The 11,866-nt window shown below is 61.2% G+C and carries 12 protein-coding genes; 7 read left to right on the plus strand and 5 right to left on the minus strand.

Annotated features, from left to right (window positions below; translation table 11 throughout):
* The first annotated feature begins 18 nt into the window (after positions 1 to 18).
* A complete protein-coding gene (locus tag KW838_RS12300) occupies positions 19 to 1,377 on the plus strand; it encodes an 8-oxoguanine deaminase (protein ID WP_218501210.1) in 1,359 nt (452 codons plus the stop codon).
* A gap of 122 nt (positions 1,378 to 1,499) precedes the next feature.
* Here the strand turns inward: KW838_RS12300 and KW838_RS12305 are convergent, their stop codons facing one another.
* Positions 1,500 to 2,588, minus strand: coding sequence for a calcium:proton antiporter (locus KW838_RS12305; RefSeq protein ID WP_218501211.1), 1,089 nt, complete (start codon positions 2,586 to 2,588; stop codon positions 1,500 to 1,502).
* Between the two features lie 278 nt (positions 2,589 to 2,866).
* Here KW838_RS12305 and KW838_RS12310 point away from each other — a divergent pair, with 278 nt between their 5' ends.
* The 3 genes from KW838_RS12310 to KW838_RS12320 all read left to right on the plus strand — a co-directional run bounded on the left by KW838_RS12310 (position 2,867) and on the right by KW838_RS12320 (position 6,094).
* Positions 2,867 to 3,949, plus strand: a complete 1,083-nt coding sequence (locus KW838_RS12310; RefSeq protein WP_102702261.1) for a BMP family ABC transporter substrate-binding protein — start codon at positions 2,867 to 2,869, stop codon at positions 3,947 to 3,949.
* Between the two features lie 143 nt (positions 3,950 to 4,092).
* Entirely contained in the window at positions 4,093 to 5,058 is a 966-nt protein-coding gene (locus KW838_RS12315) for a 2-oxoglutarate and iron-dependent oxygenase domain-containing protein (protein ID WP_218501212.1), read from the plus strand.
* Between the two features lie 82 nt (positions 5,059 to 5,140).
* Positions 5,141 to 6,094, plus strand: a complete 954-nt coding sequence (locus KW838_RS12320; RefSeq protein WP_090452957.1) for an adenosine deaminase — start codon at positions 5,141 to 5,143, stop codon at positions 6,092 to 6,094.
* A 42-nt stretch (positions 6,095 to 6,136) separates the two neighbouring features.
* Here KW838_RS12320 and KW838_RS12325 read toward each other — a convergent pair whose 3' ends face one another.
* Both KW838_RS12325 and KW838_RS12330 read right to left on the minus strand, forming a co-directional pair.
* On the minus strand, positions 6,137 to 6,871 hold the full coding sequence (locus KW838_RS12325) for a helix-turn-helix transcriptional regulator (protein WP_218501213.1): 735 nt from the start codon (positions 6,869 to 6,871) through the stop codon (positions 6,137 to 6,139).
* A gap of 316 nt (positions 6,872 to 7,187) precedes the next feature.
* Entirely contained in the window at positions 7,188 to 8,117 is a 930-nt protein-coding gene (locus KW838_RS12330; protein ID WP_218501214.1) for a LysR family transcriptional regulator, read from the minus strand.
* A gap of 123 nt (positions 8,118 to 8,240) precedes the next feature.
* Here KW838_RS12330 and KW838_RS12335 point away from each other — a divergent pair, with 123 nt between their 5' ends.
* Positions 8,241 to 9,254 (plus strand): zinc-binding alcohol dehydrogenase family protein, encoded by a 1,014-nt coding sequence (locus KW838_RS12335; protein ID WP_218501215.1) that lies wholly within the window; start codon positions 8,241 to 8,243, stop codon positions 9,252 to 9,254.
* 235 nt (positions 9,255 to 9,489) lie between these two features.
* Positions 9,490 to 9,663, plus strand: a complete 174-nt coding sequence (locus tag KW838_RS12340; protein ID WP_007971850.1) for a hypothetical protein — start codon at positions 9,490 to 9,492, stop codon at positions 9,661 to 9,663.
* An 8-nt stretch (positions 9,664 to 9,671) separates the two neighbouring features.
* Here the strand turns inward: KW838_RS12340 and KW838_RS12345 are convergent, their stop codons facing one another.
* A complete protein-coding gene (locus tag KW838_RS12345) occupies positions 9,672 to 10,868 on the minus strand; it encodes a multidrug effflux MFS transporter (protein WP_218501216.1) in 1,197 nt (398 codons plus the stop codon).
* A gap of 90 nt (positions 10,869 to 10,958) precedes the next feature.
* Positions 10,959 to 11,156: a cation transporter gene (locus KW838_RS12350; protein ID WP_102702254.1), complete on the minus strand. Its 198-nt coding sequence runs from the start codon at positions 11,154 to 11,156 to the stop codon at positions 10,959 to 10,961.
* A gap of 148 nt (positions 11,157 to 11,304) precedes the next feature.
* Between KW838_RS12350 and KW838_RS12355 the strand changes: the two genes are divergently transcribed.
* Entirely contained in the window at positions 11,305 to 11,688 is a 384-nt protein-coding gene (locus KW838_RS12355; RefSeq protein WP_102702253.1) for a hypothetical protein, read from the plus strand.
* Positions 11,689 to 11,866 lie beyond the last annotated feature (178 nt).

Consider the following 11,866-nt stretch of genomic DNA (forward strand, 5'->3'; position numbering starts at 1 on the left):
TCAGAGGAGCCGGCCAACATGCCTGCGACCCGTACCTGGTTAAAAAATCCCCTCGCCATTTTCACCTCCAACGGTCTCGATGCCCGTGGCGGCCTGGTGCTGCAAGACGGTTTGATCGTCGAAGTGCTCGGCGCAGGCCAGCAACCTTCCGCGCCGTGCAATGAAGTGTTCGATGCCCGCGAGCATGTGATCCTGCCGGGCCTGATCAACACCCATCACCACTTCTATCAAACCCTGACCCGCGCCTGGGCGCCGGTGGTCAATCAGCCGCTGTTCCCGTGGCTGAAAACCCTGTACCCGGTTTGGGCACGCCTGACCCCGGAAAAACTCGCCCTCGCCACCAAGGTCGCACTGGCCGAATTGCTGCTGTCCGGCTGCACCACCGCCGCCGACCATCACTACCTGTTTCCGGAAGGTCTGGAAAATGCCATCGACGTGCAAGTCGAGAGCGTTCGCGAACTGGGCATGCGCGCCATGCTCACCCGCGGCTCCATGAGCCTCGGCGAAAAGGACGGTGGCCTGCCGCCGCAACAGACCGTGCAGGAAGGCGAAGTGATCCTCGCCGACAGCCAGCGGCTGATCGCCGAATACCACGAGCGCGGTGACGGCGCGCAAATCCAGATCGCCCTGGCACCGTGCTCGCCGTTCTCGGTGACCCCGGAAATCATGTCGGCCAGTGCCGAACTGGCGAACCAACTCGACGTGCGCCTGCACACCCACCTGGCAGAAACCCTCGACGAAGAAGATTTCTGCCTGCAACGCTTCGGCCTGCGTACCGTGGACTATCTGGACAGCGTCGGCTGGCTCGGCCCGCGTACCTGGCTGGCCCATGGCATCCACTTCAACCCGGACGAGATCGCCCGCCTCGGCGCCGCCGGAACCGGTATCTGCCATTGCCCGAGTTCGAACATGCGCCTGGCATCGGGCATCTGCCCGAGCATCGAATTGACTGACGCCGGTGCCCTGCTGGGCCTGGGCGTGGACGGTTCGGCCTCCAACGATGCCTCGAACATGATGCTCGAAGCGCGCCAGGCCCTGTACATCCAGCGCCTGCGCTACGGCGCCGAGAAGATCACCCCGGAGCGCGTGCTCGGCTGGGCGACCAAAGGCTCGGCCAGTCTGTTGGGCCGTACCGATATCGGTGAACTGGCCGTTGGCAAGCAGGCCGACCTGGCGCTGTTCAAGCTGGATGAACTGCGCTTCTCCGGTAGCCATGATCCGGTCTCGGCCCTGCTGCTGTGCGGCGCCGATCGCGCGGATCGGGTGATGGTCGGCGGCAAGTGGCGGGTGATTGACGGGCGGGTCGAGGGGCTGGATCTGAAGGGCTTGATTGCCGATCACAGCCAGGCGGCGCGACAGTTGATTGCAGGGACCTGACACAACACCGATTAACACTGTGGGAGCGGGCTTGCTCGCGAAGGCGGAGTGTCAGTCACATGAGTATTGACTGGTACGACGCCTTCGCGAGCAAGCCCGCTCCCACATTGGTTTTGCGGTGCTTAGAGTCCAAGCAGCGACAACATGATAAACGTCGCAAACAACACGAAATGGGTCATACCTTCGATGGCGTTGGTTTCGCCGTCATTGAGATTGATCGCGCTGACGATCAGGGTGAGAAAAACCATCACGGTCTGCACCGGGGTCATGGCCATCTGGAATGGCTGGCCGGTATAGAGCGCCATTGCCTCCATCACCGGCACCGTCAGGATCACCGTCGACAGTGACGCGCCCATGGCGATGTTGACCACCGACTGCATGCGGTTGGCCAATGCCGCGCGCAACGCGGTCAAGATCTCCGGCGCCGCAGAGATCGCCGCCACCAGGATCGCCGTAATCACCGGCGGTGCCCCCGTCCCTTCCAGCCCCAGATCAAGGGTACTGGACATCACTTCGGCCAGTGCGCCAATCACCACCACCCCGAACACCAAGGTGCCGATACTCAGCACCAGATTGACCGGCTGCGGCTCCGCGCCGGGCTCCTTCCGGCGACGCTTGTCCGGGTAGCTGTAGCTGAAAAAATAACTGTGCGGCCCGACCTGCATGCGCAGGAACAAGGCATAGAGCACCACCATCGTGCCGATGGTAAAGGCCGAATAGAGCTTCCATCGCGCTTCGGGAATGAACTCCGGCACCACCATCGAGACCCCCATGGCGGTGAGAATCATCACGCTGTAACTGCGCGCCGAATCGTCGTTATAGGACTGTTCGCCATGCTTGAGCCCGCCCATCAACGCCGCGAGGCCCAGGATGCCATTGATGTCGAGCATCACCGCCGAGTAGATCGTATCGCGCACCAGCGTGGCCGAGGCTTCGTTGCTCATCATGATCGCCAGGATCACCACTTCCACCAGCACGGCGGCCAGGGTCAGGATCATCGTGCCGTAGGGATCACCGACCTTCTCCGCCAGCAATTCGGCCTGATGGGCAACGCGCATGGAGGCGGCGACGATGAAGGCGATCAGCACCAGCCCGCTGATCAATGCGATGGCCTGTCCGCTGTGCAGCATCCAGTGCTCCAGCGGATAGGCCACGCACGCGGCGATCAACGCCAACAGCAGGAAACCTTCTTGCTTGAGGGTGGTGAGCATGGCGAGCCTTTTTTGCCGAGTGGTGCCGATGAGCTACTGACTGCGGGGTGGCGTTAACGTTTCGTTTTACCTTAGCGCACCAGAGGGTGGCGTGAGGTTGGTCAGATGCACTGCGTTGGTTCTGGTGTTGAAAAAGATCGCAGCCTTCGGCAGCTCCTACAGGCTTCGCGTACCTCTGTAGGAGCTGCCAAAGGCTGCGATCTTTTGCTTTTGTTGTCCGGTTGGTCAGCCATTTGCATTGCCCCTGCCAACCACAGAACAAAATGGAGCTCCAATTCATGCACAACCGTCCGTTGAAGAAGCTGCTTTGCGCCGTTACCGCCGCCATCGGCCTGGGCGCCAGCCTGAGTGCCAGCGCCAACGACCCGCTGAAAGTCGGCTTCGTTTACATCGGCCCGATCGGCGACCACGGCTGGACGTATCAGCATGAACAGGGACGCAAGGAGCTCGTGGAAAAATTCGGCCCGCAGATCACCACCAACTACGTGGAGAACGTCGCCGAAGGGGCCGACGCCGAGCGGGTGATCCGCAACATGGCCAAGGACAAATACGACCTGATCTTCACCACGTCCTTCGGCTACATGAACCCGACCGTGAAAGTCGCCAAGCAGTTTCCCCAGGTGACCTTCGAGCACGCCACCGGCTACAAGCAGGACAAGAACCTCGGCACCTACCTGGCCCGCACCTATGAAGGTCGCTACGTCGGCGGCTTCCTCGCGGCGAAGATGACCAAGACCAGGAAGATCGGCTATGTGGCCTCGTTCCCGATCCCGGAGGTGATCCGCGACATCAACGCCATCCAGCTGGCCCTGAACAAGTACAACCCTGGCACTGAGATCAAGGTGGTGTGGGTCAACTCCTGGTTCGATCCGGGCAAGGAAGCGGATGCCGCCAACGCGCTGATCGACCAGGGCGTGGACGTAGTGTTCCAGCACACCGACAGCCCGGCGCCCATCCAGGCCGCTGAACGTCGCGGCGTGTATGCGGTGGGCTACGCTTCGGACATGGCGCACTTCGGGCCGAAGGCGGTGCTGACCTCCATCGTCAACGACTGGGGTCCACACTACATTCAGGCGGCCCAAAGCCTGATCGACCATGACTGGAAGTCCCAGGATTACTGGGGCGGCTTGAAAGAGGGCACGGTTGAGCTGCCGATCAGCGACCTGGTGCCGGCAGCGGTGAAAAGTGAAGCCGAACAGCTCATCGCCAATATCAAGAGCGGTACGCTGCAGCCGTTCACCGGGCCGATCAAGGATCAGGCCGGCGTCGAAAAAATCCCGGCGGGCGTGAGCGCGACCACGGCGGAACTGGCGTCGATGAATTACTACGTGGAAGGCATGAAGGCCGAAATACCGAAGTAACACTTCAACCACCACACAACCCCTGTGGGAGCGGGCTTGCTCGCGAATGCGGTGTGTCAGACAACGGAGATGTTGGATGTACCGGCCTTTTCGCGAGCAAGCCCGCTCCCACATTGGAAATTCAGCGTTTTCAAGGATTGCGCATGACCAGCCTCCCCATCATCGACATCGCCCCGCTCTACAACGACGACCAGAACGCCTGGCCAGCCGTGGCCGCACACATCGACCACGCCTGCCGCGAGTGGGGGTTCTTCTACATCAAGGGCCATCCCATCAGCGCCGCGCGCATCGACGCCCTGCTCGACCACGCCAAACGCTTCTTCGCCCAACCCACCGCCGAAAAACTCAAGATCGACATCACCCAGAGCCGTCACCATCGCGGCTACGGCGCCATCGCCACCGAACAGTTGGACCCGAGCAAACCCAGCGACCTCAAGGAAACCTTCGACATGGGCCTGCATCTGTCGACCGACCACCCTGATGTACTGGCGGAAAAACCCCTGCGTGGCCCCAATCGCCATCCGTCCCTGCCGGGTTGGGAAGCGCTGATGGAGCAACACTACGTCGACATGCAGGCCCTCGCACAAACGCTGTTGCGGGCAATGACCATTGCGCTGGGGATTGAGCGCGACTTCTTCGACACTCGCTTCCATGACCCTGTCAGCGTGTTGCGCCTGATCCATTACCCGCCGCGTCACACGGCCAGCTCCATCGAGCAGCAAGGCGCCGGCGCCCATACCGACTACGGCTGCATCACCCTGCTCTATCAGGACGCCGCCGGTGGCTTGCAGGTACGCAACGTCAAAGGCGAATGGATCGACGCGCCACCCATCGACGGTACGTTCGTGGTCAACCTCGGCGACATGATGGCGCGCTGGAGCAACGACCGTTACCTGTCGACGCCGCACCGGGTGATCAGCCCGCTCGGCGTGGATCGTTATTCGATGCCGTTCTTCGCCGAGCCGCACCCGGATACCTGCATCGAATGCCTGCCCGGTTGTCAGGATGCACTGCACCCGGCGAAATACCCGGCCACCACCTGCGCCGGGTTCCTGCTCTCGCGCTTCGCCGATACCTACGCCTATCGACGGGAACAGGCAGCGGTGTGATGAACCGCCTGGTCAGGTTTTACCAATTGTTGCGGCAACCCTCTGTAGAATGGCGACCATTGCACCTGATGAGAAAAGAATCATGTATGACTGGCTGAACGCCCTGCCCAAGGCAGAATTGCACCTGCACCTGGAAGGCTCGCTGGAGCCCGAGCTGTTGTTCGCCCTGGCCGAACGCAACAAGATTGCCTTGCCATGGAGCGACGTCGAAACCTTGCGCAAGGCGTATGCCTTCAACAACCTGCAGGAGTTCCTCGACCTGTATTACCGGGGTGCCGATGTGCTGCGCACCTCCCAGGACTTCTATGACCTGACCTGGGCATACCTGCTGCGCTGCAAAGAACAGAACGTGATTCACACCGAACCGTTCTTCGACCCGCAGACCCACACCGACCGTGGCATCCCGTTCGAAGTGGTGCTCAACGGCATCGCCGCCGCGCTGAAGGATGGCGAGCAGCAACTGGGTATCACCAGCGGTTTGATCCTGAGCTTCCTGCGCCATCTGAGCGAAGACGAAGCGCAGAAAACCCTCGATCAGGCGCTGCCGTTCCGTGATGCGTTCGTCGCCGTGGGCCTGGACAGCTCCGAGATGGGCCACCCGCCGAGCAAGTTCCAGCGCGTGTTCGACCGTGCCCGTCACGAAGGCTTCCTGACCGTCGCCCACGCCGGTGAAGAAGGCCCGCCCGAGTACATCTGGGAAGCCATCGACCTGCTGAAAATCCAGCGCATCGACCATGGCGTGCGCGCCATCGAAGACGAACGCCTGATGCAGCGGATCATTGACGAGCAGATCCCGCTGACCGTGTGCCCTCTGTCGAACACCAAACTGTGCGTGTTCGATCACATGTCGCAGCACAACATTCTCGACATGCTGGAACGCGGTGTGAAAGTGACCGTGAACTCCGATGACCCGGCGTACTTTGGCGGTTATGTCACGGAGAACTTCCATGCCCTGCACACCCACCTGGGCATGACCCAGGACCAGGCCAAACGCCTGGCGCAGAACAGCCTCGATGCGCGGTTGGTGAAACCCTGAGCAACACCGCAACTCCAACTGCAGGAGCTGGCTTGCCAGCGCCTACAGTGCCATTTCCAGCTCGGTTTCCAGGGCAAAGCGATGAATTTCCCGTTGCCCTGACGCCGTCACCTGCAAGGCTCGGGAATCGTTGGGCAAGCTCAGCCACCCCGACTGCATGAACAGCTGCAACAAGGCCGCACCCAGCGAGCCGCCCATGTGCGGGCGTCTTTCGCTCCAGTCAGGGCACGCGCAGGCAACCCTGCCGTTGTGATGAGCCAGCGCCTGGATGAACACTCCCCGTGCCGCCAACTCCGTCGCGCCCTTGAGCGTGACCGTGACCCGCTGATCCGAATGTTCGATCCAGCCCGCTTCCAGCAATCGCTGATACAGGTCGGCGGACAGGGTCCCCCCCAAGTGATCGTCGCACAGCCGGGCACTCAGCAATGACGAGCGCACTGCCCGGGGTTTGACGAGTGGCGCATTGCGCTTGAACACGTCCGGAATATCCTGGGGCGCGCTGGCGAAGGTCGCGCTGGCCAGCGCTTCGATTGCCGCCCCGACCTCGGGGGCAGCCAGGCGGAAGAAACGTTTGCGGCCGCGGCTTTCAACCCTTAACAGACCTCCAGCGGACAAACGCCCCAGGTGTGCACTGGCCGAAGACGGTGACAGGCCCGCCAGCAAAGCCAACTCTTCGGTTGCTCGCGCCGAACCATCCATCAAGGCCCACATCATTGCGCTGCGCTTTGGGTCAGCCAGCAATGTGGCGATCTGGCTGATGCAAGGTGCATGTTCCATGTATTCACTCCCTGTTGAATCGTTTCGTCTTCTGACCAGATACATCTTGACCAGTAATGTGTCGTCGGCCAATCCGTGGAAACGGCCATGAGTCCGGCAACGCCTTGCTCACCCATTAGCGCTGCCTGGCCGATGCCGCGAAGTCCAGAAGGATGACCGTGCTGCCGGGCCGACTCGAACGTGGACCCGCCATTGGGGGATCGACGCTACTTAGATGATGAGGACGCTAGTATATGCGGGTTGGTCGGCGGATCCTGTCCTCCGCCCGCTATAGGTGGTGATAGTTCCTGAGGGAAATTTCTCTTTTTTCGTACGACTAATGATCGATATCCGAAAAGCCCGGAAATTGACTGCTCAACAGGGTGCATCGGCTGACAAGCATTTCGCGCAGCAGGTTCACCGGCTTACTCAATTGAGCGCGATGGGCGCACAACAGATTCAACGGTGCACGCTCGCAGATCAGTTCCGGCATCAGCACCTTCAAGCGGCCGGCCAGTACATCGGCGGCGACATCGAACCAGGATTTGTAGGCGATCCCGGCACCGGCCACGGCCCAAAGGCGAACGACATCGGCATCGTCACTGAAGCGATCGCCGCTGACGGTCAGGCTGACTTCGCGTTTGCCGTCGTGAAAACTCCAGTGATCGTGGACCCTGCTGCCGAGCATGTACAACAGGCAATTGTGCTGTGCCAGTTGCTCCAGATGCCGCGGTTCGCCGTGGCGAGCCAGATAGTCGGGAGCGGCGCACAACACCCGGCGGTTCTGCGGGGCGATGGGCAGCGCCACCAGGCTGGAGTCCTCCGGTTCACCGTAGCGCAGGGCAACGTCTACCGGCTGGCGGAACAGGTCGGCGATGCGGTCCCCCAGCAGCAGGCGCACGGTCAGTTTCGGATGCTCGCGCTGAAACTGGTCAAGCCAGGGCAACAGCAGGTTGCGGCCAAAGTCCGACGGCGCCGACAGTTGCAGAACCCCGCTGACCTGGTCCTGACCGCTGGCCAGTAATCGCCGGCCCTCGTCGAGATTGCTCAAGGCCGCGCGGGCGTATTCGAGAAAGCCCTCGCCCTCGGCGGTCAGGCGCAAGCTGCGGGTCGAACGGGCCAATAGACGGGCGCCCAGTTGCTGTTCAATGCGCTTGAGCGCTGCACTGGCCACCGCCGCCGACATGTCCATGCCCCGCGCGGCGGCGGACAGACTACCCAGGTCCGCCGCCCGGACAAACAACTGCAAGTCATCGAAACGCAGCATCAAGAGCACCGATTATCAAAAAAACATTGAAAGAGACTGCTCTTTTAGCCGGTTTTATCTTCAGGAGAAATAGCCAATCATCTCTCCATCGAATCGCTTCTTTATTAGTGTTCAGGAGTCCCCATGAAAGCCATTGCCTACTACGCCTCGTTACCGATCAGTGATGACAAAGCCCTGCAAGACATCGAGCTGCCGGAGCCGGTTGCCGGCCCTCGCGACTTGCTGGTGGAAGTCAAAGCCATCTCGGTCAACCCGGTGGACACCAAGGTGCGCCAGAACGTCCAGCCGGAAGGCGGTGCGGCCAAGGTACTGGGCTGGGACGTGGCTGGCGTGGTCAAGGCCGTGGGCACTGAGGTGACGCTGTTCTCGGTCGGCGACAAGGTGTTTTACGCTGGCTCCATCGCCCGTGCGGGCGGTAACAGCGAGTTGCATGTGGTGGACGAACGCATCGTCGGCCACATGCCCAAGACCCTGGGTTTCGCCGAGGCCGCCGCCCTGCCGCTCACCGCGATCACGGCGTGGGAACTGTTGTTCGAACGCCTGCAAGTGCGCGAAGACAAAACCGACGAAGGCCAGAGCCTGTTGATCGTCGGCGCGGCAGGTGGCGTGGGCTCGATTCTCACGCAGCTGGCTCACAAGCTGACGGCCCTGAAAGTCATCGGTACCGCTTCGCGTGCGCAAACCCAAAGCTGGGTGAAAGAGCTGGGTGCCGATCTGGTGATCGACCATGGCCAGCCACTGAGCGAAGCACTCAAGAAGGCCGGTGTGGATCAGGTCACCCACGTCGCCAGCCTGACCCAGACCGACCAGCACTTGGACCAACTGGTCGAGGCATTGGCGCCCCAAGGCAAGCTGGCACTGATTGATGACCCCAAGTCGCTGGACGTGACCAAGCTCAAGCGCAAGAGCCTGTCACTGCACTGGGAGTTCATGTACACCCGCTCACTGTTTGAAACCGCGGACATGATCGAGCAGCACAACCTGCTCAATCGCGTCGCCTGGCTGATCGATGCCGGGACACTGAAAACCACGGTGGGCGAACACTTCGGCACGATCAATGCGGCCAATTTACGCCGTGCCCATGCCCTGCTGGAAAGCGGCAAGGCCAAGGGCAAGATTGTGCTGGAAGGGTTTTGAAGCGCTGGAAAAAACCTTTCCGACTTCATCGTTTCTGCGTTTTTTCGTCTGCGACCGGAACGTCCCGGTCGCAGACAAACGCTGTGGACGCCCTCGAAAAGTCGTGTTTTTTTTAGTTACAAACCGTCAGTCCGACAGTTGATCCTTGTCACAATGATGCTCGTATTCAGGACTACAATCGAATCTCCTGCGAGGCAGTCTTTTGCGTAACGTCTTTTACGAGAGGTGATCCGCTGTGAAGATCCTGATAAAAGAATTGGCAAAATCCCAGTGGCAAGTCCGCTTGGACCAGCATGCGGTGACGTTCCGCAGCGAAGCAGAAGCTCGCGCTTTCACGCGTACCCTCGAAGCCCGCATCCAGGCTCCTCACCAGATTCCCATCCTCCACCCGCAGCGTGCTGCCGGCTGATTCCGGCCTCAAGCCTGGGCTTGCGCCAGCGCCCGGGCATTTTGCAAACGCCGGGTGAGCACCGCAGCGCTCACCACCAGAATTCCGCACAGGCTGATGACCATGGCCATCGGCACGGCGCTGCCATCGTGCAAAATGCCCACCAGCGCGGAGGCGCCGGCCGCCACACTGAACTGCAGGCAACCGAGCAGCGCCGACGCGCTGCCGGCCCGTGCGCCCTGCCCGTTCATCGCGCAGGCGGCGGCGTTGGGGCTGATGCAACCGAGACTGGAAATACAGATGAACAATGGAATCAGCAGCGGCCACAGGTGGGCCGGATGCAGAGCGCTGACAGCGAGCAGGGTCAGACCGGCCGCGAGATAAACCCACACCGCGCGCGCCAGCAAGAACGTCGGGCCACGTTTGGCCAGCAGCCGCGCGTTGACCTGCGCCACCAGAATGAAGCCCGCCGCATTGGTGCCGAACAACCAGCCGAAATGCTCGGCCGGAACGCCGTAGAGCTTGATGATGATGAAGGGTGAACCGGCGATGTAGGCAAACATCCCGGCGATGGCGATGCCCCCGGTCAAGGCGTGGCCAAGAAATATCGGGTCGGCCAGCAACCGACCGTACTGACGCAGCGCACCCGACAACGGTTGGCGCGGTATGTGGGCCGGCAAGCTTTCCGGCAATCCCGTGGCCACCGCCAGCCCCGCCAACGCACTGAACCCGGTCAAGGCCAGGAAAATCGACTGCCAGCCTGTGGTGTTGACCAGCAACCCACCCAGCAAGGGCGCGAGGATAGGCGCGAGCCCCATCACCAGCATCAACTGTGAAAAGACTTTCGCCGAGCCCACCGCATCGCATTTGTCGCTGACCACCGCCCGGGAAATCACCATGCCCGCGCAGCCACCCAATGCCTGGACGAAACGTGCACCGATCAGCCACTCCAGATTCGGCGCATAGGCGCACGCCACCGAGGCAGCGGTGAACAGGCCGACACCGGTGAGCAACGGAATGCGTCGCCCGAAACGATCCGCCACCGGGCCATAGGCCAACTGACCGATGGACAAGCCGAGGAAGTAGGCCGCCAACGTCATCTGGACGTGATTTTCGTCAGTCCCGAAAGCCAGCGCCATGGCCGGGAAGGCCGGCAGGTAGAAATCGATCGCCAGCGGACCGAAGGCGCTCAAGGCGCCGAGAATCAGAATGGTACGGAAGTTCATCAGGCATCCAGTGAGGCAGGGGTCGGCAGCCCGACAGTCTAGCCGCGCATGGACGCCTTGAACATTCCGGTAGCTCGCTAACTATCAAAATCAGGCCAGTTTGATGCCATAACCCTCTTCGCTGATCGCCTCGATCACTTGCTGGGCAGTCAGCGCACTTTCGACACCGACTTCTTTAGCCGCCAGATCGACCCGCACACTGGCTGCCGGGTCCTTGGCCTGCACGGCCTGAGTGATGGCCTTGACGCAGTGGCCACAAGACATGCCTTCAACGTTGAACACTTGCATGGGATGACTCCTTTTCCGAGGGTTGAGTCCAGTTTCGAGCTTGCCACCATGGCAAGGTCAAGTTCTGAAGTTAGCTGCCGGGCTGGCAATCGGCGCTACGCTCGGCCAAGCTGCGTCCATCAATGACTCGAACTCAGGAGATTCAGCCATGCGCTGGTCAGTTTTCAGCCTGTTTGGCTTTCTCAGCCTTTTCGCCGCCGTGCCTTCGGTCAATGCTGCCGGTCAGGATTATGGCGTGCTGATCATTTCCCGCGAGCGCCTGGAAGTCGCGACCAGCTGCGAGATCGGTGTGTATATCCAGGATCAATTGGCAGCACGGCTGTTTCAGGAGCAGAGCACCTCGTTCAACCTGCCGCCCGGCATCGTCTCGCTGCGCCTCAAGTTACTCCCGGGGCAGATGCCGGGTTGCAATCCGGGCATGCTCGCGCCGGGGTCGCAGGACATCCAGCTCAAGGCCGGCGATGTCCTCAAGTACCGGATCGCGATGACGCAGGAAGGGATGTACCTCAAGCGCGCCGGTCTCGGCTACTGACGCGCAACCCTTGTGGGAGCGGGCTTGCTCGCGAAAGCGGTGTGTCATGCAACATTGATGTCGACTGACACGACGCCTTCGCGAGCAAGCCCGCTCCCACATTCAATCAGTGGCACGTCTAAGATTGGCACTTGACCTTGCCAGCATGGCAAGGTTGATCCTGTGGTCATCTACTACA

The organism is Pseudomonas sp. PDM27, assembly GCF_019219205.1.
Lineage (GTDB): Bacteria > Pseudomonadota > Gammaproteobacteria > Pseudomonadales > Pseudomonadaceae > Aquipseudomonas > Aquipseudomonas laurylsulfatiphila.